This is a genomic window from Chryseobacterium sp. CS3K3.1, from assembly GCF_059515165.1.
Genome location: NZ_JCAKRV010000014.1, coordinates 14,032 through 34,674, shown reverse-complemented (window position 1 = coordinate 34,674; position 20,643 = coordinate 14,032). Strand labels below are relative to the sequence as shown.

Sequence of the window (20,643 nt, the reverse complement as noted above, 5' to 3'; positions counted from 1 at the left end):
ATATTTTTTGTTTTCAGGTATTAAAATTTGAATGCAAAATTGGCAAGGATTTCTCTAGGCTTCTGTGGCTGTCCGTAGAAGTTCCAGTAGTTTTCATTCAGAGCATTATTCATTTTCAGACCGATTCTGTATTTTTTCTTGTCGTAGAAAATGGTTGCACCTACAGTAGTGTAAGAAGGAGCTAGAAAATGGTTAACAATATTGATATAGGTTTGGTCTACAAAATTAAATCCGGCCCCGAAACCAAGTCCTTCATAAGCTCCGTCCATGATTTTATAGCTTGTCCATAGATTGGCTACATGTTTTGGAGTCCAGGCGATTCTTTTTCCGCTGTCTTTGCTCCGGTCATCATACTTATTATCGTTATAACCATATCCGGCAACGATATTCCATCCTCTAAAAGGGTTGGCAATGATCCCTATTTCCAGTCCCTGACTTTTGATATTCCCATCCTGAATACTTCCTATTCCGCCCGGATCTGCAACCAGTCTATTTTTAACATTAATATTATAATAGCTTACGGTTGTCAGTAATTTTTTATGGAAAAGATCTACTTTAAAACCAGTTTCAATCTGATTTCCCTGCTCAGGATCCCATTTTGTCAAAACACCTACTTCATTCAATGATGGTGCATAGTTTTTAAATCCGTTCACATAATTGGCAAAGAATGAGATCTGATCTTTTACAATTTCATACACCAATCCGAATTTTGGTGAAAACTGGGTCTGGCTGTATCCGGTCACTTTATTTTCAGGATATCCGTTTTTGGTAGAAATCTCTACACCGTTTACTACTGTGTCATCATTTTTATAGTGGTCTACTCTCAAACTGGCCATTACCAGTAAGTTATCTGTGACATTCAAAACATTGGAAATATAACCGCTTATCGTTCTGAATGTTGTGATATCAGATTCTGTGGATTTTCTTTCCTTATTCATGAATTTGTTTCTTGAGATAGGATCCCATGGAGAAGAGCTGTCAAGATTTACCTTGTCATAAGGCATGAAAACATTACTGTATCCATTGGCTTCATAATATGGAAACTGATATTTTGTTCTTTGCTGGAAGTAATCTATTCCCACTACCAGACGGTTTCGAAGACCTGCTATTTTAAAATCTCCTGTGAAATTCTGCTGGATATTATCTGTGGTCACTTTAAAGCTGTCAAAAGGACGGATCATTCTTTCTACCTGATTATTATTCAGATATCTTAACACCAAAAAGATCGACTCATTTTCATTGGCTTCTCCTCTTTGGTAAGATGTTCTTGACGTCCATTGATCATTGAATTTATGGGTAACCTCAGCCATTGTTACAAAATTGGTTCTTTTGGAACCGATGTCATTACTTGTGAATGCTCTTTTGTAAGCCACTTCCAGGTCTTTCATAGAGTGTAAGGTCAGCTTTTCTGAATTTCTTACATAGGCATTCAATGTTTTATCCGGAGCATGGAACTCGGTATCAAGTGTCACCGTGGTTTTGTCGCTTACTTTGTACAAAACACTTCCTGAGAAAAATAGTCCTTTATTATACCCTGCATCCTGGAAAGAATCCTGAGAATAGGCTGCCACATTGAATCTTGCCAATGCTGTTTTTTCTTTGTTCAAAGGGGTGTTTACATCGGCTGTGATTCTGTTCATTCCCCAGCTTCCAGTGGTATAATTGATAATTCCTCCGAAATTTTCCTGTGGTTTTTTCGTAACGATATTCACCACACCGCCATAATTGGCTAATGTTCCTCCGAATAAAGTTCCGGATGGGCCTTTTATTACTTCTACTCTCTCGATATTAGCGATCTCGGATTGTACCCTTGGGTTTTGAATCAATCCGTTTCTGAAACTGGCATTGGAACTGAAACTTCTCATGAAAATATCGTTTCCACTGTCATTGACACTGTTGCTGACAACAACTCCCGGAGCAGAAGCCATGGCTGTATTGAAGTCCATTGCTCCCATTTCACTGATGATTTCTTTGGGAACAAGGTTATAAACAGTGGGATTTTCAAGGTTTTCAAGAGGAAGTCTTGCGATAGATTCAGATTTTTTGGTTCTGTAATTGTGAGTTCCCTGGAGTGATACAGACTGGATTTCAGCCACTTTAATGGTATCCGTTTCCTGGGCACTCAGCATCGTTACGGCTAACAGAGCTGCAGAAATAATAGTTTTTTTCATGTTTATAATTAAGTTAGTTCTGCAAAACTACCTTATTTTTATTAATTCTAAATAAAAACATGATACAAATCATAAAACTTACTTAATGAAATACCCCATAAATAAAGGATTTCTGAAAAATCAGAAACCCTTATATGCATCATCCTCCTTCTATTGAGTGGATATCCTCAATATCTAGTAAGAAATTTTTCCATTAACAATAACCAGTAATTTGAGAGACTCCATTTTTTTTACAGTCCTGATAATGGTCTCAAGGCAAAGACCTGATAATGAAGCCAGCTGCTGTCTTGTAAAAGGAATAATAAAGGGCTTAAGATTATCAAGCATATAAAATTCTTTAATATAATTCAGTAGAAGGGTTAACCGTTCTAAGGAACTGGTCATATCTAAGGTTGAAAGCAGCAGATTTTTGTAATGAATCCTTTCTGCACTATAGGCAAAAACATTCAGCAAAAGAGCTGGTGTTTTGCTCATTAAATCAAGGAATTTATCTTTTTCCAACCTTATTATTTCACATTTTGAAGTAGCAGTAGCGTTAAACGGGTACTTTTTGTCACAAAACATGTAGGATTCAGCAATGCAATGGCCATCAAAAGGTAAACCGTACAAAAATTCTTTGCCACCGCAATTGGTGGTATTCATTTTAACAGTCCCTTTTATTATTTGCAAGTAATGCTTTGCACGTGTATCCTGTTTAAAGATAAGATCGTTAGAGTGAAAGTCTAAAACCTCTCCACCATTCTGCAGCAATATATTTTCAGATATTATCATTTATTTATTTATTTAAGTTTGTTAAAGGTATAGCTTTATTATTAATAAGAAATAAATAATATCCTCACTACGTTTCTGCAAGGGAGAAATGGGTATGTAAGACACTTTAATAGGGCTAAGTATATACTAAAGTACTTCTTTAGTTTACACCACCGCAGCTGCCATCATCGACATATAGTAATTGGCGCAATGCAGTGCATTAATTAAAACGATTTCTTTTTCCGGAAAGGTTTCATAGGCATCAGAGGTGGTGATCTGGTATTCGTAATTCATAGACGTCCATTTCAGGTGGGGTTTTATAATCATCAGCTCGATGCCGTCCTGATCTGTAAGGACAAATGATTCTTTAAAAATGCCTCTGTGTTTAAAAAGATAACCATTTTTCACGCCGTCAAAATAAGTTTGCACCACAATTTCCCCGTTCCAGTTCATTCTGAATTTAAGAAGTACCCTTTCATGGTCTTTAAGCTCAATCGTAGTTCCCCAAAAACCTTTCGGCTCCACCTGATAGATTTTACCATCTGCAATTTCAATGACAGCATTAAATTTAAACCAACTTGTGTAGGCAAGTTTCCCAATTAATTTTTCCTCTTTTGTGATTTCAAAAGTTAAAGAATTGCTTGATTTTGCGTAATATTCTGCCATGGTTATATTTTGATTTGGTGGAATTGTATTAGTTTTTAAATAATATTAACAGCTTGAATTTTAACGCTCTAATTTATAAATAATTCGGCAAACATAATCTACTTTTAAGCTAATCCGATAAAAACACTTCCGAATTCATTTTAACCCTGTTTTTTGTATTGAAAATTTGCTTTTAAATGTACGATAGCATGATAAAAAATCACTTAATTGCTTTCAAACCAGTACTTCCATTTCTCATCATCAATTCCAAATTTTCCCTGCCACCATCTTGCGGGATAACCAACATCATCATTCCTAATGGGTCTGTGTTCTCTTTCCGGATAGGTAACATATTGATCTGCATACCCAAAATGAGTATCATCATGTAAAATTCCGATAACTCCTAAAATTTCCAACAATCCTAATCGTTCTTCATCATTTGATTTTACTGTTTTGGCGATTCTCTTTTTAAGTTGAGAAATTCTGTCGCCGGGTTCTGATGTTTCAATAATTTCTTTCAGTTCATTAAGAATCCTGTAGTCATTTTCGATGGGTTTAACGACCGGAAGTTTTGGAAACTGTTCTACATCAAATAAAACCTGAATTAAATTATCAAAACAACATCCATCCTTGTATTTGAAATAATTGATGGTATTGAATTCGATAGGATCTTCAAACTCAAAGGTATGAAGCCCGCATATGGCACAGATGTCTTCATTAGGTTCCGGGCTTGGCGTAAAGCTATGTTCTTCCAGACTTTCTGCAATACAATAGCTGGATAAAAATGAACGATATTCTAATTGCCTGGTACTTAAACTATATACGAAAGCATCCACAACTTTCTGCTTTTCAATACCAGCCACAGCACTTTTAATTCTCCTGCAAATTTCATCATGGCTTATGTCTTCCTGATCATACATTACAGACTGTTTCTTTGCATACTCAAAATCATCTTCGGAGATATACTGCATATAGGTTTCCCAATAAAACCAATCCCTTACACTTTCGTTCTGGGAAGTTTTTATAGTGTTGAGTAAAATTTGTATTGCTTTTTTATCCATTCTTCATTGGTTGTTAAACTTGGTTACATCGTTGAAAATATTTCAATGCTTTAACGTCACAGTTTTTTATACTCATACGTTGTTTTTCCACGATATTTAAAATCTTTTTCACTGAGAACTCTTCCAAAGTTTTTTTCTTCTACTAAAGAATCGTTGTGGTTATATTGATATAGCGTAAGGAATTCAACATATTCATTAGGATTGCCATGAACGGTTATAGAACTGTCTCTTTTACTTATTAATTTGTTTTTAGAATTGTACTTAAAATAAGTTCTCATTTTTTGATCACCACTAAAAACCCAGTTTTCAATTGATTTATTTCTTCTGTCATCATAAATAAATTTTGAATGCTTGGAAACTTCATCATTTTCAAATTCAGTGACTTCAATCAATTTATCTTTTTCATAAGTATACTTTACTTTATAAAGACCATTTCTCTTTTCGATTAATTGATTGAAATGATTATATAAATAATGCTCAATAGTGTCAGTTTTGTTATCGTCTCTTTGTATTACAAAATTAAGTTTACCATTAGTGGTATAAAGATACTTATAGGATAGAATATGAGTTCTCCAACCTCGATGATAAACAGAGATTAATTCATCAATTTTATGCTGATTATTATAAAATAAAAATTCCGTATTGTTCTTATTTATTATCTGGTTTTCAGAATTAATAACTCTGAAATAGGTCTTTACAAAATCTAAAGAGTCATTTTGACCATAATTTCTTTCCCAAATTTCAAATTCATATTTTTTATTTTTATCTGAATACCTCAATAGTTTAAACTCTTTAAGATCTCCATTGCAGGAAATTAAAGAGGTTAGAAAAAAGAGAAGCAAAATTAATCTCGACATATTTTTAAGATCATTAATATATTATGGGTTACCTCATCCGAAAATATAGATTTTATATTGATCTACAAACATTTTTAATAGGGACTAAAAAAAACCTCATAGATTTTTGAAATCTATGAGGTTTGAATTGTTTTCAGATCAATTTTATTCAATCTTTGTAAGTGTCATTGTTTCATTATGATCTATACTTTCAGGCCGTTTCCCATTCATGTTGATCAGCATAAGGAATTTTGAATCGTTAATAGGAACAATAATTCCTAGCAGTCTTCCTTTTTCCTGATTATCTTTTAGTGCAATAAAATCAATATGAATTGGTGTCTTTTCCATATCAATTTTATATTTGAGTTCACCCTTTTGTCCATTATTAGGACCTCCGTGGATGATAAAATTCTTGCCGTCAATTTCTTCCCCGTTAATTGTAATAGATACATATCCATCTTTTGTAAAGCCTGCTTTGCCTTTACTCTTCCAGTAATCAATGGATTCCCAGTTTCCAATAATATTAAACTGGGATTTTTGAGCTTTGGCCTGAAAACCAATAATAAGTATAAACGCTACTACGCTTTTTAGAAAAGTCTGTTTTATTTTCAAATAAAAATTCATAGTAAACTTTTAATTAATTTTATAAACATAACTCTTACTGATATATCTGCTTTTATTTATTAATTCTGAAGGATAAAAAATGGTTCCATTAATCTCAACACTTTTAATCCTATATCTCCAGCTTCCATTATGGCTTGTGTAAATTTTTGTTGTTGAATTTGGATAAAGTTCAAGGACAATGGAAGAGTCTTTCACTTCTATTTTTTCAAGAGACTTTGGATTTTTGATTTTATAGAAAGACCGAGGTGACAATATTCCACTTTCATAATTAAATGCAAAGCTGTCGGCTTCATTATCAATTGCTTTTGAGATGGGATAACTGTAATTGATCTTAATTATTTTTTTGGAGTCAGTCAGGTTTTGAATATAGAAATCAGTTATCCAGGAACATCCTGAAAGCACTGCTACGAAAATACAACATAGAAATCCTATCGTAATTGATTTTATATTCATTGTACTGAAGTTTAAATGGCTTTTGCAAAAGTAAACAGAATCCTTTATTTTTCCTGGATTAATTGATAAAAAAATCCCACAAGAAAACTTGTGGGATTTTAATATTTATTATAGCTCGAAATTACATCGTCTCCATTTTGAAGCTCATGCTTTCGATTACTTTTAAGATGGCTTCTACCGTATCCATTGAAGTTAAACAAGGAACACCGTTTTCCACACTCATTCTTCTGATCTGGAATCCGTCTCTTTCTGCCTGCTTACCTTTTGTAGTGGTATTCACAACATACTGAACTTTTCCTTTCTGGATCAGGTCGATAAGGTTTACATCTTCCTCTCCTATTTTGTATCCGATTTTGCAAGGGATTCCTTTTTCTTCGAAGAACTTCGCAGTACCTTCTGTAGCCCAGATTCTGAATCCTACTTCATGGAATCTTGCGGCAAGAGCTGCTGCTTCATCTTTGTGCTTATCTGCCACTGTGAACAGGATAGATCCGTGCATAGGAACTTTTCTTCCTGCTGCAACCAATCCTTTGTACAATGCTTTTTCAAGGGTTGTATCTTTCCCCATAACTTCTCCTGTAGACTTCATTTCAGGGCCTAAAGAGATATCAACTTTCGTTAATTTAGAGAAAGAGAATACGGGTACTTTTACAAATACGCCTTCTTTGTTTGGAACCAATCCGTTTTCGTAACCTAAATCTTTCAGTTTTTGTCCTAAGATTGCCTTTGTTGCAAGGTTCGCCATAGGAACCTCTGTGATTTTAGATAAGAAAGGAACTGTTCTTGAAGAACGTGGATTTACTTCAATTACATAAACATTTCCTTCGAAAAGAACATACTGGATATTCATTAATCCGATAACGTTTAATCCTTTTGCCAGTCTCTGAGTGTAGTCTACCAAAGTATCTATCTCGCTCTGAGAGATATTTTGCGGCGGATACACTGCGATAGAGTCTCCGGAGTGAACCCCTGCTCTTTCGATGTGCTCCATAATTCCCGGGATCACTACCGTTTCACCGTCGCAGATGGCATCTACTTCGATTTCTTTTCCTACCATGTACTTGTCTACCAAAACAGGGTGTTCAGGACTCGCATCTACTGCGTGCTCCATGTAGTGAGCCAATTCTGTTTCAGCGTATACAATTTCCATTGCTCTACCTCCAAGAACATAGCTTGGACGAACCAATACCGGATATCCGATTTCGTTGGCAATTTTTATCGCTTCTTCTTTGGAAGTTGAAGTTCTTCCTTTTGGCTGAGGAATTCCAAGCTCCTGAAGTGCTTTTTCGAATTTATCTCTGTTTTCAGCTCTGTCAAGATCTTCTAATGAAGTTCCTAAGATCTGTACTCCGTGAGCGGCTAGTTTATCTGCAAGGTTGATCGCTGTCTGCCCTCCGAACTGTACCACTACTCCTTTAGGCTTTTCAAGCTCGATGATGTTCATCACATCTTCTTCTGTAAGCGGCTCGAAGTAAAGTTTATCTGAAATTGAGAAGTCTGTAGAAACTGTCTCAGGGTTGTTGTTGATGATAATCGCTTCGTACCCCATTTCTTTGATTGCCCATACTGAGTGAACGGTTGCGTAATCAAACTCAACACCTTGTCCGATTCTGATAGGTCCTGAACCTAGTACAATGATTTTTTCTTTATCTGAAACAACACTTTCGTTTTCTTCTTCGTAGGTTCCATAGAAGTAAGGTGTTTCACTTTCAAACTCAGCGGCACAAGTGTCTACCATTTTGTAAACCGGCATGATTCCGTTTTCTTTTCTGAAGTTGAAAACCTCACGCTCTTTTACATCCCAAAGAACAGCGATATTGATGTCTGCGAAACCTAATCTCTTAGCTTCAATCAGGGTTTCTTTATCAAATTTGTTGTCAGCGATTACTTTTTCGAAGTCAACCAGTTTTTTCAGTTTCCAGATAAAGAACTTGTCGATTTTACTCCATTCTACAATCTGCTCCCAGTCGTAACCTCTTCTTAAAGCATCCCCGATGATGAATAATCTTTCGTCATCACATACTCTGATTCTTCTTTCGATTTCTTCAGCAGTAAGTGCCTGAGCCTGCTTTGTTTTTAATCCTAAATGTTTGATTCCTGTTTCTAATGAACGGATCGCTTTTTGTAAAGATTCTTCCAGGTTTCTTCCGATCGCCATTACTTCTCCGGTAGCTTTCATCTGAGTAGAAAGTCTTCTGTCTGCCGTTTCGAATTTATCGAATGGGAATCTTGGGAATTTCGTTACCACATAGTCAAGAGCCGGCTCAAAACATGCGTATGTTTTTCCTGTTACCGGGTTCATGATTTCATCCAGAGTTAATCCAACTGCGATCTTCGCAGCAATCTTTGCAATCGGGTAACCTGTTGCTTTACTTGCTAACGCTGATGAACGGGAAACTCTAGGGTTTACTTCGATGATATAGTAATCGAATGAATGCGGATCTAAAGCTAACTGTACGTTACATCCACCTTCAATTCCTAATGCTCTGATGATTTTCAGTGAAGCATTTCTCAGTAACTGATATTCTCTGTCTGAAAGCGTCTGAGAAGGTGCTACTACGATTGAATCTCCTGTATGAACACCTACCGGGTCTATATTTTCCATGTTACAAACCACAATGGCGTTGTCGTTTGCATCACGCATTACTTCGTATTCAATTTCTTTGAAACCTGCGATTGATTTTTCAATAAGACACTGTGTAACCGGGCTGTGCTTTAATCCCAATTCAGCGATTTCTTTCAATTCAGCTTCTGTGGAAGCGATACCACCTCCGGTTCCTCCCATTGTAAAGGCAGGACGAACAATTACAGGATATCCGATTTCATCTGCGAAAGCAAGCGCTCCTTCTACCGTATTGACGATATCAGATTCCGGTACCGGCTCGTTCAGTTCTCTCATCAGCTCACGGAAAAGGTCTCTGTCTTCTGCTCTGTTGATGGCAGAAAGTTTTGTTCCCAATACTTCCACTTTGCACTCTTCAAGAATTCCTGATTTCTCCAGTTCTACCGCCATATTCAGACCTGTCTGCCCTCCAAGAGTTGGTAATAAAGCATCCGGACGTTCTTTTCTGATGATGTGGCTTACAAACTGTAATGAAATCGGCTCGATATATACTTTATCAGCGATTTCCACATCCGTCATGATCGTTGCAGGGTTCGAGTTGATCAAAATTACCTTGTAGCCTTCTTCTTTAAGAGACAGACAAGCCTGCGTTCCTGCGTAATCAAATTCAGCTGCCTGACCGATGATGATAGGTCCTGAACCGATTACTAAAATTGTTTTTATATCTGTACGTTTTGCCATTTTTCTTTTTTTAGATACCAGATGTTAGATGTCAGATTTCAGACTTCCAACAGGTTGATTTACTTTTTTAAATTAGATTTGAATGTATAAATCATTCTTTGAATTTCATTTAGATTTGATATTAAACCATTAACTTTTTCTGCTTCAAGTAAATTTAATTCTCTAGTTAAAATTAACTGGGTCTGTAACTCAAAGGAGGATGCATTTGCTATACCGAGAAAATGATAAAATTCTCTATCATTATTTCTTCCTGCACCTTCAGCTATATTTGAAGGAATAGAGATTACAGATCTTTTAATTTGAGAAATCAAACCAAACTTTTCATCTTTAGGTAACTCCGCACAAATGATATAAACCTGTTTTGCAAGTTCAATAGATTTCTGCCAAAAGACCAATTTTTCAAAATTATGCATGATAAAGTCTGCTATCTGATGTCTAATATCTGAAGTCTCTCTTATTTCTTAAAGTCCTCCATCATTTGAATGAACTCATCAAACAGGTAGTTTGCATCTTCAGGACCCGGGCTTGCTTCAGGGTGATACTGAACGGAGAAGCAAGGGTGGATTTTGTGTTTTAATCCTTCGTTTGTTCTGTCATTCAGGGCGATGTGCGTTTCGATAAGGTCTGTTCCTTTTAAACTTTCCTGATCTACCGCATATCCGTGGTTTTGAGAAGTAATGGCTACTGTATTTTTCTCCAGATCCAATACCGGGTGGTTTCCTCCTCTGTGTCCGAATTTCAGTTTGAAAGTTTTGGCTCCACAAGCAAGACCAATTAACTGGTGTCCTAAACAGATTCCGAAGATTGGGACTTTTCCTAATAATCCTCTGATCATGTCTAAAGCATGGGGTACATCTTCAGGATCACCAGGACCGTTTGACAACATAATTCCGTCAGGATTCATCAACAGGATTTCTTCTGCTGTGGTATCCTGAGAAACCACGATAATGTCACAGTTTCTCTGAGACAATTCTCTGATAATTCCCAGCTTGGCACCGAAGTCTACCAATACTACTTTGAAACCTCTGTTTGGATTAGCATAAGGTGTTTTTGTAGAAACCTCCTCAACCTGATTGGTAGGGAAAGTTGTTGATTTCAATTCAGAAGCTACTGCCGTTTCATCAGCATCAGCATTTACAATTTTTCCTTTTACCACTCCATGGTTACGAAGAACTCTTGTCAGTCTTCTGGTGTCGATTCCTGAAATTCCTGAAAGGTTTTTCTTTTTAAATAATTCATCTAAAGTGATCTGAGTACGGAAGTTGGAAGGAAGATCGCAAAGTTCTTTTACGATAAGTCCTTTGATTGCCGGCTCGATACTTTCATAATCATCACGGTTAATACCATAATTCCCGATAAGCGGATAGGTCATACAAACTATCTGACCGCAATACGATGGGTCAGAAATCAATTCCTGATACCCTGTCATTCCGGTATTGAAAACTACTTCCCCTGCAGTTTCCAATTCTGCTCCGAAACCTTCTCCATGAAACACTTCACCGGACTCCAGTATTAATTTTTTCTTCATTTTAAACTTTTATCTCTTATTATTTTATTATATGTCATTAACAGGTCGCCCTTACAGGGCTCTTTACCTTTTTACTTTTCACCCTGGCTCTTATTTAAAAGTATACCCTTTGCTTTCCAATGCTCCTTTTAAGATGGCCATTCTTGCGAATACTCCGTTTTGCATTTGTTTGAAGACTCTTGATCTTTCGCATTCTACAAGATCCGAATCTATTTCCACTCCTCTGTTGATGGGAGCAGGATGCATGATGATTGCTTCTTTTTTCATGGCCTTTTCTCTTTCTTTCGTCAGACCATATCTTTTATGGTATTCTGAAGCGGTGAAACTCATTGCGGAATCGTGTCTTTCGTGCTGGATTCTTAATAGCATTAACACATCCACTTCGCCGATCAGTTCATCTACCGACATATAAGTTCCGTTGATCAGGGCTCCTTCGTCAAACCACTGTTCCGGTCCTGAGAAGTAAACTTTTGCACCCAGTCTTCGTAATGCCTCTGCGTTTGAGTTTGCTACGCGGCTGTGTTTTACATCTCCTACAATTCCTACTTTCAATCCTTCAAACTTTCCGAATTCCTGATAAATAGTCAGCAAATCCAGCATACATTGTGAAGGGTGGTTTCCTGTTCCGTCTCCTCCGTTGATCACCGGAATGTTAATATTTTTCAGTTCTTCGAAGTATCTGTCTTTCTTATCGCGGATCACTACAAGGTTTACTCCTATACTTTCAATAGTCTTTACGGTGTCATAAAGACTCTCACCTTTGTTTACCGAACTGTGTGATGCATCAAAAGGAACTACCTGAAGTCCCAGTTTTCTTTCTGCAAGATCAAAACTTGTTTTCGTTCTTGTACTGTCTTCGAAGAAAAGATTTGAGCAAAAAACTTCTCCTTCAATTTTAGCAGTTTTACCGTTTGCAAAAGCCAGTGCTTCTGTCAGTATACTGTTGATTCTCTCGGTGCTTAGTTCTGTAATCGTAAACATAATTCTAATTTTTGGGCATAAAAAAAGCGAAGACAACAATCTTCGCTAATAACAATAAATATCGTAAAGGGCGCTTTCGCCCGGTAAATCTAATGATATAAATGCTTTTTTATTCATTAGGTGCAAAGATACAACAATTTTATGAACTGGCAAAAATTATGTTTAAAATAAATTAAAAACTTCAGTCTTTCCTTATTCTCATTTAAAATTAATATTTTTGTTAACACTCAAATTTATTCTATGGATTTAAAAGACAAAATGATTCTCAGCATTATTCAGGAAGACTCTACGCTATCGGTTAAAGAAATTTCCGAAAAGATAGGTCTTACCTTTACTCCTACGTATGAGCGAATCAAACAACTGGAGAAGCAGGGGATCATTCAGAAGTATGTGGGACTTTTAAACCGTGAAAAACTGGGTTTAAATATTGTAGTCTATTGTAATGTCCGTCTCAAGGAACAATCCAAGAAAGTTTTGGAAACTTTTGAGAACCATATCGGAAAATATGATGAAGTACAGGAAATCATCAGCCTTTCCGGAGAGTACGACTATATGTTGAAGATTATTGCCAAGGACATCAATTCTTATAACGAATTTGCGGTTAATGTTATTTCAAACATTCCCAATATCGGGCAGTACCACAGTTCCATTGTCCTTCATGAGGTAAAAAAATCTACCAAATTCAAAATTGATCTGGAGTAATCCTTCTATTTTAAACTCACTATTTATTTCTATTTCACTTGCTGAAAATCTTTGGATTTTCTTGCGTCTTAAAAGTAATATTTATCATACAATTCCTTGCGCCGTTGCGTATACCAACATTTTTCGATTTTATAATCTCTTATTTTGTTAGAAAACGCAAAGACGCAAAAGAAATTTATAAACTTTATGTAATAAGGAGCAAAGATTTTATCTCCGATAAAATTTTATGCAGCAGATTTCCTTAATTAACCTTGAAATCTGCAACTACCTTAATGGTTCAATTTATCAATCATCAAATTCAAAGAGCAGAGTAAAATCCAACCATTAAGATCACTTAAGCAGATAAGATTTAAGATTAAGGCTTCCACAACGAAAAGACAGCAGGCTAAAATAATTTTAGAAATTCTACTGATTTTTGCTTAAGTTTTGATGATCCTAATGGCTTAGATTCTAACCCAATAATTTATTTTTCAGTTTATTGAACTGATATTCTATTTTATCCAGACAAAGATTTCCTATACTTCCCTGATGGGTATGTTCAAGGTTGCCGGGTTCAAATTCAAACGTATTGTTTTCAATCTCCTGCCCTACTTTTACATAAGCATCACGGAAAGAACTTCCGCTTTTCACCTCTTCATTGATCTTTTCCACACTGAAAAGGTATTTGTATTTTTCGTCCTCCAGAATCCCGTCTTTCACCTTAATATTCGGTAAAGTATAGCTTAAGATTTCCAGACATTCCTTTAAAGAATCTATCGCAGGGAAAAGAATTTCTTTTGTCAGCTGTACATCTCTGTGATATCCTGAAGGCAGATTGCTTGTTAGAAGGATCAGTTCGTTTGGAAGTGACTGAATTCTGTTGCATCGTGCACGAACCAGCTCAAAGATATCCGGATTTTTTTTGTGCGGCATGATACTGCTTCCCGTAGTAAATTCTTTTGGAAAGCTGATAAAATCAAAGTTCTGGCTCAGGTAAAGACATACATCATAAGCGAACTTGCCAAGCGTTCCCGCTAAAGTAGCCATCGCCATGGCCAGCATTTTTTCTGACTTTCCACGGGTCATCTGAGCGTAAACAGAATTGTAATTCATGGACTGGAAGCCTAAGTTATAGGTGGTACTTTCACGATTGATCGGAAAAGACGAACCATAACCAGCAGCTGATCCCAGTGGATTTTTATTAATGATATTCTTCACTGAAAACAGCATTTCCACATCATCCAAAAGCGCTTCTGCATAAGCTCCGAACCACAATCCAAATGATGAAGGCATCGCAATCTGAAAATGGGTGTATCCCGGAAGCAGAACATTTTTATGCTGATCTGCCAGCTGAATTAAAATCTGAAAAAACTCGTCTGTAAGGGCTGTAATTTCACGGATTTCATCCAATAAATACAGTTTGATATCCAGTAAAACCTGATCATTTCTTGATCGTGCCGTATGGATTTTCTTTCCCGTATCTCCTAATTCTTCAATCAGGATCGCTTCTACCTGAGAATGGATATCCTCAGCTTCTTTATCAATTTCAAAAGTGCCATCCTCAATTTGATTTAAAATACTATTTAAAACAGATAACATCTGCTCTGATTCTTCTTTTGTAATAATACCGGTTTCTGCCAGCATTTTACAATGTGCCATAGAACCTTTAACGTCATATTTGGCTAAACGCTCGTCGAAGTCAAGATCTTTACCGACTGTAAATTGATTGACTAATATATTGGTGGCAAGGTCATCCTTCTGCCATATTTTTTTCATGATAATATTTGATTTAAATATTTGTTGGTTTTGACATGCCCGGCAAGGCAATCCTTATTACTAATAACTATAAAAAAACATTTCCTTATGTAAAGCTTTCATTTTTAATTTTCTTTTTGCATAAATCTTATTAAAAACTGAACTTCCAGAGCTTGCCGGACGGAGTCAAAACATATATTGAGCTGAAAGCCTGAGGCTGGAGGCAGGAAGCTAATAACATACTGCAATAACTTCCCTCTTCCTACACCCATCTTCCATTTTTATAACACTTTTTCTAAAATGCTGATGTAGATTTCTATTCCTTCTTCTATTTCATGGATATAGATAAATTCATCTGCTGTGTGAGAGCGCCTGCTGTCTCCAGGACCTATTTTCACTGATGTACATGGAATAATCGCCTGATCTGAGGAAGTAGGAGAACCGTAGGTTGTCCTTCCGATTTCAATTCCTGCTTTTACAAACGGATGATCCATTTCGATCTTGGAGGAATTCAGCCTGAACGATCTTGCCGTTAATGTAGATTTCATCTGAGACTGGATGATTTCAAATGCTTCCTGATTGGAATATTCATCCGTTACCCTCACATCCAATGTAAAATTGCACGATTCCGGAACCACATTATGCTGTACTCCTGCATGGATTCCTGATAAAGTCACTTTAACTTCGCCCAGATATTCTGAAACCTTCGGAAATTTAAAGGAAAGAATATTCTGCAGATCCTGCATACATTTTACAATTGAGTTATCATCATTAGGATGAGCGGCGTGAGAAGGAGTACCTTTCATTTCTCCATCAATCACAAGAAGTCCTTTTTCTGCAATCGCCAGGTTCATCTGCGTGGGTTCTCCTACAATGGCGAGTTCTACGTTGGGTAGCTGCGGAAATAAGGCTTCGATTCCATCAAATCCTGAAATCTCCTCCTCTGCCGTCAAAGCAATAACTAAATTATATTTTAAATCTTCTTTATCATAAAAATGTAAAAAAACCTGTGCCATAGAAACCAGAGAAGCTCCTGCATCATTGCTACCCAATCCGAACAGTTTACCTTCTTTTTCGATCGGTACAAACGGATCAAGTGTATAAGCTTTATTAGGCTTTACCGTATCGTGATGGGTATTCAGTAAAACAGAAGGCTTAAACACATCAAAGTGTTTGTTCACCGCCCAGATATTGTTTTTAAAACGTTTGGTAGGAATCTGATGTTTTTTGAAAAAATTTTCAATCTCTACCGACGTATTGAATTCATCTTTACTGAATGAAGGAATCTCAATCAAATTTTTAAGCAATCCGACCGCGTTATTCAACAGTTCTTCTTTATTATAAACAGATTTCAGTTCCTGCATGATGATTTTCTATATGGTTTTTCAGTTCTGTTTCTTTGATCAGAAACACTTTATTTACATTATTTTTTATCGCTCCAAGAGCATTTTCAAGTTTGGGTAAAATCCCTTTATGAAGTTTTCCTTCTTCTTTTAATACCGTGAATTCTTCTTCATTGACAGTTTTGATCACAGATTCCGGATCGTTTACATCTTCTAAAACACCTTCTTTATCAAAACAATACAACAGTTCAACTTCATATTTCTCAGACAAAGCCTGAGCCATCACAGAGGCAATGGTATCAGCATTGGTATTGAAAAGATTTCCTTTTCTGTCGTGGGTAATCGCAGAAAACACAGGAACAAGATCAAGCTTGATTAATTTTGATACCAGCTTCCTGTTCACACTTTTTTTTGTAATATCCCCCACAAATCCAAAATCGATTTCAGGATGTTCTCTTTTCTTAGCTTTAATTAAATTTCCGTCTGCCCCCGAGAATCCTATGGCATTGCATTTTTTCTGCTGCAGCTTTTCCACAATATTTTTATTAATTCCTCCCGCATACACCATCGTTACAATGTCCAAAGTTTCTTTATCCGTAATCCTCCTGCCATTGATCATTTTCTGTTCAATGCCCAGTTTATCAGCCAGCGTTGTTGCCAACTTGCCACCGCCATGAACAAGGATTTTCTTTTCAGTAATTTCAGAAAACTGTTCTAAGAATTGGTTTAATAATTCCTCATCATCTATTAAAGCTCCGCCAATTTTTATGATGTATAACTTTTCTTTCATTGTAAACATTTTGGGATACTTGATCTTTTCTATCCTTGTCAAGGTTTTGAACCTTGACAAGGATTATTTTAAGCTTTTAATTCATCTAAAATTTCACTGAATACGGCTTGTGCTGAGAAAATCCGGTTTTTTGCCTGCTGATATATGATAGAATGGTCTCCATCCATCACCTCATCACTCAATTCTACATTACGGCGAACCGGAAGGCAGTGCATTACTTTCGCATTATTGGTATGGGCTAATTTTTCATTCGTCAGCATCCAGTTTCCCTTCACTTCGGGCATTGCAGCATAATCATCAAAAGAAGACCAGTTCTTCACATAGATAAAGTCTGCATCTTTCAAAGCTTCATCCTGATCATGGATTACTTTCACATCTTTGGTAAAGTTTTTATCTAAATCATACCCTTCGGGATTAGCAATCACCAATTCCACATCCATTTCCTGCATCCATTCTGCGAAAGAATTTCCAACAGCATGAGCGATAGGCTTGATGTGCGGCGCCCATGTTAATACTACTTTTGGTTTATGGTCTTTTTTCCAGTTTTCTGTAATGGTGATGCAGTCTGCAAGACTTTGTAAAGGATGGCGTGTAGCTGATTCCAGAGAAATGACAGGTACTTTTGCATGCTTTTCAAACTGGCTTAATATGCTTTCATTCACATCATCTTCTTTGCTCTTCATCCCTGCAAAACAACGTACCGCAATGATATCACAATATTGATTTAAGACTTCAATAGCGTCTTTGATATGTTCTACCGTGTCGCCGTTCATTACCGCTCCATCAGCAAATTCAAGATTCCAGGCTTCCTGTGCTGCGTTTAACGTCAATACATTCAACCCAAGATTCTGAGCTGCAATCTGGCTGCTCAGACGGGTTCTTAAACTTGAATTTAAAAATACAAGTCCGATTGTTTTTCCCTTTCCTTTTTCTGTTTCAGTAAGGGGGTCTGCTTTTATCTGTAAAGCTTTTTTTATGATTTCCTGTAAGTTTTCTACATCACTTACAGAGGTAAATTTTTTCATTTGGTATTTTCTATTTTTTTCAATGGACAAATGGAATATCCATTTCATTGAATTGATTGTAAAGATTTTGTTTACACATTGATTGTTGATCTAACCACAAAAGGCACAAAAGTTTTTACTAAAACACTTTAGAACACTTAAGTTTTAAAAGTTGATTATTTTGAAAATATATAAGCTCACATAGGAAGAAAATCAAAGATTTTCGAAAACTTAAGTGCACTTCTTAAGCCTTTAGTATTTTCTTAAAATCACTTAGGTGTTTAAATTCTTTTGTGACTTTTATGGTTTAAATATTTCCAAGCACTGCTTTCAAAGCATTGATGAAAAGATCCGTTTCCTCTTTTTTGATATTCAGTGCCGGAAGAATCCTCAACACGGTTTTATCATTAGAGTTTCCTGTGAAAATATGATGATCAAAAAGGAGCTCTTTCCTTACTTCTGAACAGTCTCTGTCGAGTTCTATTCCGATCATCAATCCTTTCCTTCGGATGGATTTAATATGTGGTAAATCTTTAATTTCATTTTCAATATACTCACCCATTTTCTGCGCATTTTCGATAAGATTTTCATCTTTCATAACATCCAGAACAGCAATAGAGGCGGCACAGGCAAGGTGGTTTCCTCCAAATGTCGTTCCCAGCAAACCGTTGCTTGCCTGGAATTTAGGATGGATCAAAACTCCGCCCACAGGAAAGCCATTTCCCATTCCTTTTGCGGTTGTAATAATATCTGCCTCTACACTAAATTCCTGATGCGCAAAGAAATATCCGCTTCGCCCGTATCCGGACTGCACTTCATCCAAAATAAGAACAGTATCATATTTTTCACACAGTTCTTTGATTTTAGATAAAAATTCCGGTGTCGGAATCATAATACCTCCTACTCCCTGAATTCCCTCGATGATCACAGAAGAGATTTCATTTCCATATTTTTCAAAGGTTTCTTCAAGCTGTTGTACATCATTCCATTCTGATTTGATAAATCTTTCAGAAAAATTAACCGGAGCTACAATTTTCGGATTATCAGTCACTGAAACCGCTGCAGAAGTTCTGCCGTGGAATGAACCTGAAAAGTAAAGCACTTTGCTTTTTCCGTTATGAAAAGAAGCCAGCTTCAATGCATTTTCATTCGCTTCTGCTCCGGAATTACACAGGAAAAGGTTATAATCTTCATATCCTGAAAGCTTTCCTAATTTTTCTGCCAGTTCAATCTGTAATTCATTCTGAACAGAATTGGAATAGAAGGAAATTTTTTCCAGCTGATCTTTCAGCTTATTCTGATAATACGGATGGTTGTGCCCGATAGAGATTACAGCATGACCTCCGTAAAAATCAAGATATTGCTCTCCCTTATCGTCCCAAAGAAAGGATCCCTGAGCTTTTACCGGATTGATGTTGAATAATGGATATACGTTGAATAAATTCATTTTTTTATTTTTTATTTTTCTTTTGTCTTAAAACAAAAGAAACAAAAGTTCAAGACCTGGAAACTTCCGCTAAAAATTAGTTCTATTCACTAAAAATTCTAAAACTTGTGCGAAATCCGAATTGGTTCTTCGGTTCTCTATTTTCCTCGCACTTCGAACAGTAGAATTTTCTTAACGTTCATAGAATTAATTTTCTTAACGCTCCATTTTCCTAAGTCGGATTTACTTTCTGTTAAAATTCTCAATTACTTACCGTCAATTTAAAATGCTATCGGTTTCAGGTTTAATCCTGCATTTTCTTCCCAGTTCATAGCCAGATTCATATTCTGTACGGCCTGCCCCGAAGCACCTTTTAACAAATTGTCAATCGCTGAGTGAATAACGACAACATTTCCACTCTTTTCGATTTGAATCACACAGCGATTGGTATTGACAACCTGCTTTAAATCCACTGCCTTCCTGCTTACTGTAACAAAAGGCTCCTCTGCATAAAAATCCTGATACAACTGTTCTATTTCCTCCAGCTCCAGATCCGTCTTCATGGTGGAACTTGTAAAAATCCCTCTTGCAAAATCTCCTCTCCAAGGAACAAAGTTCAGGTTTACTTCTTTATTATTGAATGAAATCAGCTGTTGTAAAATCTCATCCACATGTTGATGTGTTAAGGTTTTATAAGCTGAGACATTATCATTTCTCCAGGTAAAATGAGTCGTTGCCTGCAGAGACTGCCCGGCTCCTGTAGAACCCGTAATCCCTGTGGTAAAGACTTCATTCAACACTCCTTTTTCCGCCAATGGCAGCAAGGCCAACTGAATAGCCGTAGCAAAACATCCCGGGTTGGCAATACTCTTAGCACCCGTTAGTTGTTTTTTATTAATTTCAGGCAATCCGTAGATAAAATCTCTTTTTCCGAAATTTCCTTCTAAACGAAAATCGTTTCCAAGATCAATCACCAGCGTTTCATCTTTGACAGGGTTCTGCGTTAACCAGTTTTGACTTTCTTTATGTGGAAGACACAGAAAAAGAATATCTACGTCTTCAGATTTATCCGTCAAAACCATTTCACAAACCGTCGTTAAATCCGGGTACAGATCTGAAATTTTTGTTCCCGAATTCGAACGACTATATAAAAAACTCAATGTCACATGGGGATGAAAAGCCAGTAAGCGTATCAGTTCGCTTCCTGTATAACCGTTGGCACCAATTATTCCTACTGTTTTCTTCATTTTGATTCTGACAGATTTTTGTTCTGCCTTTCATTACATCGTCC

18 protein-coding genes are annotated in these 20,643 nt (G+C 36.5%); 1 reads left to right on the top strand and 17 read right to left on the bottom strand.

All coding sequences use genetic code 11. The features are described 5' to 3' along the window. Positions 1–20: 20 nt before the first annotated feature. The 11 genes from AC5YGI_RS14190 to AC5YGI_RS14140 form a co-directional block, all read right to left on the bottom strand. A complete protein-coding gene (locus tag AC5YGI_RS14190; protein WP_330745861.1) occupies positions 21–2,171 on the bottom strand; it encodes a TonB-dependent siderophore receptor in 2,151 nt (716 codons plus the stop codon). Positions 2,172–2,345: 174 nt separating this feature from the next. Then, positions 2,346–2,942, bottom strand: a complete 597-nt coding sequence (locus AC5YGI_RS14185) for a Crp/Fnr family transcriptional regulator (RefSeq protein ID WP_330745860.1) — start codon at positions 2,940–2,942, stop codon at positions 2,346–2,348. A gap of 144 nt (positions 2,943–3,086) precedes the next feature. Then, on the bottom strand, positions 3,087–3,587 hold the full coding sequence (locus AC5YGI_RS14180) for a hypothetical protein (protein WP_330745859.1): 501 nt from the start codon (positions 3,585–3,587) through the stop codon (positions 3,087–3,089). 203 nt (positions 3,588–3,790) lie between these two features. Beyond that, on the bottom strand, positions 3,791–4,627 hold the full coding sequence (locus AC5YGI_RS14175) for a hypothetical protein (RefSeq protein ID WP_330745858.1): 837 nt from the start codon (positions 4,625–4,627) through the stop codon (positions 3,791–3,793). Between the two features lie 56 nt (positions 4,628–4,683). Continuing rightward, entirely contained in the window at positions 4,684–5,406 is a 723-nt protein-coding gene (locus AC5YGI_RS14170; protein ID WP_496168708.1) for a hypothetical protein, read from the bottom strand. A 222-nt stretch (positions 5,407–5,628) separates the two neighbouring features. Then, positions 5,629–6,087, bottom strand: coding sequence for a hypothetical protein (locus AC5YGI_RS14165; RefSeq protein ID WP_330745856.1), 459 nt, complete (start codon positions 6,085–6,087; stop codon positions 5,629–5,631). Between the two features lie 9 nt (positions 6,088–6,096). Then, positions 6,097–6,540: a hypothetical protein gene (locus AC5YGI_RS14160; protein WP_330745855.1), complete on the bottom strand. Its 444-nt coding sequence runs from the start codon at positions 6,538–6,540 to the stop codon at positions 6,097–6,099. A gap of 121 nt (positions 6,541–6,661) precedes the next feature. Next, complete coding sequence (carB, locus tag AC5YGI_RS14155) at positions 6,662–9,844, bottom strand: carbamoyl-phosphate synthase large subunit (RefSeq protein ID WP_227941688.1); 3,183 nt, start codon at positions 9,842–9,844, stop codon at positions 6,662–6,664. A gap of 59 nt (positions 9,845–9,903) precedes the next feature. Further along, on the bottom strand, positions 9,904–10,257 hold the full coding sequence (locus tag AC5YGI_RS14150; RefSeq protein ID WP_062670677.1) for a four helix bundle protein: 354 nt from the start codon (positions 10,255–10,257) through the stop codon (positions 9,904–9,906). 41 nt (positions 10,258–10,298) lie between these two features. After that, on the bottom strand, positions 10,299–11,372 hold the full coding sequence (locus tag AC5YGI_RS14145; RefSeq protein WP_121487400.1) for a carbamoyl phosphate synthase small subunit: 1,074 nt from the start codon (positions 11,370–11,372) through the stop codon (positions 10,299–10,301). Positions 11,373–11,462: 90 nt separating this feature from the next. Next, positions 11,463–12,353, bottom strand: a complete 891-nt coding sequence (locus AC5YGI_RS14140; protein WP_110011104.1) for an aspartate carbamoyltransferase catalytic subunit — start codon at positions 12,351–12,353, stop codon at positions 11,463–11,465. Positions 12,354–12,593: 240 nt separating this feature from the next. On the opposite strand from AC5YGI_RS14140, the gene AC5YGI_RS14135 reads away from it, so the two are divergent. After that, complete coding sequence (locus tag AC5YGI_RS14135; RefSeq protein WP_002980286.1) at positions 12,594–13,055, top strand: Lrp/AsnC family transcriptional regulator; 462 nt, start codon at positions 12,594–12,596, stop codon at positions 13,053–13,055. Positions 13,056–13,505: 450 nt separating this feature from the next. Here the strand turns inward: AC5YGI_RS14135 and argH are convergent, their stop codons facing one another. The 6 genes from argH to argC form a co-directional block, all read right to left on the bottom strand. Beyond that, positions 13,506–14,810, bottom strand: a complete 1,305-nt coding sequence (argH, locus tag AC5YGI_RS14130) for an argininosuccinate lyase (RefSeq protein ID WP_110011105.1) — start codon at positions 14,808–14,810, stop codon at positions 13,506–13,508. Positions 14,811–15,070: 260 nt separating this feature from the next. Beyond that, positions 15,071–16,153, bottom strand: coding sequence for a M20 family metallo-hydrolase (locus AC5YGI_RS14125; RefSeq protein ID WP_496168704.1), 1,083 nt, complete (start codon positions 16,151–16,153; stop codon positions 15,071–15,073). Beyond that, a complete protein-coding gene (gene argB / locus AC5YGI_RS14120; protein WP_454509785.1) occupies positions 16,128–16,922 on the bottom strand; it encodes an acetylglutamate kinase in 795 nt (264 codons plus the stop codon). The genes AC5YGI_RS14125 and argB overlap by 26 nt, the downstream gene beginning before the upstream one ends. 68 nt (positions 16,923–16,990) lie before the next feature. After that, positions 16,991–17,947, bottom strand: coding sequence for an N-acetylornithine carbamoyltransferase (locus AC5YGI_RS14115; RefSeq protein ID WP_330745851.1), 957 nt, complete (start codon positions 17,945–17,947; stop codon positions 16,991–16,993). A 286-nt stretch (positions 17,948–18,233) separates the two neighbouring features. Next, positions 18,234–19,373, bottom strand: a complete 1,140-nt coding sequence (locus tag AC5YGI_RS14110; RefSeq protein WP_496168701.1) for an aspartate aminotransferase family protein — start codon at positions 19,371–19,373, stop codon at positions 18,234–18,236. A gap of 260 nt (positions 19,374–19,633) precedes the next feature. Further along, a complete protein-coding gene (gene argC, locus AC5YGI_RS14105; RefSeq protein WP_330745849.1) occupies positions 19,634–20,599 on the bottom strand; it encodes an N-acetyl-gamma-glutamyl-phosphate reductase in 966 nt (321 codons plus the stop codon). Between the last annotated feature and the right edge of the window lie 44 nt (positions 20,600–20,643).

What these genes read in the sequence shown, in the direction of transcription:
- AC5YGI_RS14145 (WP_121487400.1), bottom strand. Translation starts at nt 11,372, where the DNA reads ATGAAGAAAAAATTAATACTGGAGTCCGGTGAAGTGTTTCATGGAGAA.
- AC5YGI_RS14160 (WP_330745855.1), bottom strand. Translation starts at nt 6,540, where the DNA reads ATGAATATAAAATCAATTACGATAGGATTTCTATGTTGTATTTTCGTA.
- AC5YGI_RS14115 (WP_330745851.1), bottom strand. Translation starts at nt 17,947, where the DNA reads ATGAAAAAATTTACCTCTGTAAGTGATGTAGAAAACTTACAGGAAATC.
- AC5YGI_RS14180 (WP_330745859.1), bottom strand. Translation starts at nt 3,587, where the DNA reads ATGGCAGAATATTACGCAAAATCAAGCAATTCTTTAACTTTTGAAATC.
- AC5YGI_RS14110 (WP_496168701.1), bottom strand. Translation starts at nt 19,373, where the DNA reads ATGAATTTATTCAACGTATATCCATTATTCAACATCAATCCGGTAAAA.
- AC5YGI_RS14150 (WP_062670677.1), bottom strand. Translation starts at nt 10,257, where the DNA reads ATGCATAATTTTGAAAAATTGGTCTTTTGGCAGAAATCTATTGAACTT.
- AC5YGI_RS14140 (WP_110011104.1), bottom strand. Translation starts at nt 12,353, where the DNA reads ATGTTTACGATTACAGAACTAAGCACCGAGAGAATCAACAGTATACTG.
- AC5YGI_RS14185 (WP_330745860.1), bottom strand. Translation starts at nt 2,942, where the DNA reads ATGATAATATCTGAAAATATATTGCTGCAGAATGGTGGAGAGGTTTTA.
- argC (WP_330745849.1), bottom strand. Translation starts at nt 20,599, where the DNA reads ATGAAGAAAACAGTAGGAATAATTGGTGCCAACGGTTATACAGGAAGC.
- AC5YGI_RS14175 (WP_330745858.1), bottom strand. Translation starts at nt 4,627, where the DNA reads ATGGATAAAAAAGCAATACAAATTTTACTCAACACTATAAAAACTTCC.
- argH (WP_110011105.1), bottom strand. Translation starts at nt 14,810, where the DNA reads ATGAAAAAAATATGGCAGAAGGATGACCTTGCCACCAATATATTAGTC.
- AC5YGI_RS14125 (WP_496168704.1), bottom strand. Translation starts at nt 16,153, where the DNA reads ATGCAGGAACTGAAATCTGTTTATAATAAAGAAGAACTGTTGAATAAC.
- AC5YGI_RS14135 (WP_002980286.1), top strand. Translation starts at nt 12,594, where the DNA reads ATGGATTTAAAAGACAAAATGATTCTCAGCATTATTCAGGAAGACTCT.
- argB (WP_454509785.1), bottom strand. Translation starts at nt 16,922, where the DNA reads ATGAAAGAAAAGTTATACATCATAAAAATTGGCGGAGCTTTAATAGAT.
- AC5YGI_RS14190 (WP_330745861.1), bottom strand. Translation starts at nt 2,171, where the DNA reads ATGAAAAAAACTATTATTTCTGCAGCTCTGTTAGCCGTAACGATGCTG.
- carB (WP_227941688.1), bottom strand. Translation starts at nt 9,844, where the DNA reads ATGGCAAAACGTACAGATATAAAAACAATTTTAGTAATCGGTTCAGGA.
- AC5YGI_RS14165 (WP_330745856.1), bottom strand. Translation starts at nt 6,087, where the DNA reads ATGAATTTTTATTTGAAAATAAAACAGACTTTTCTAAAAAGCGTAGTA.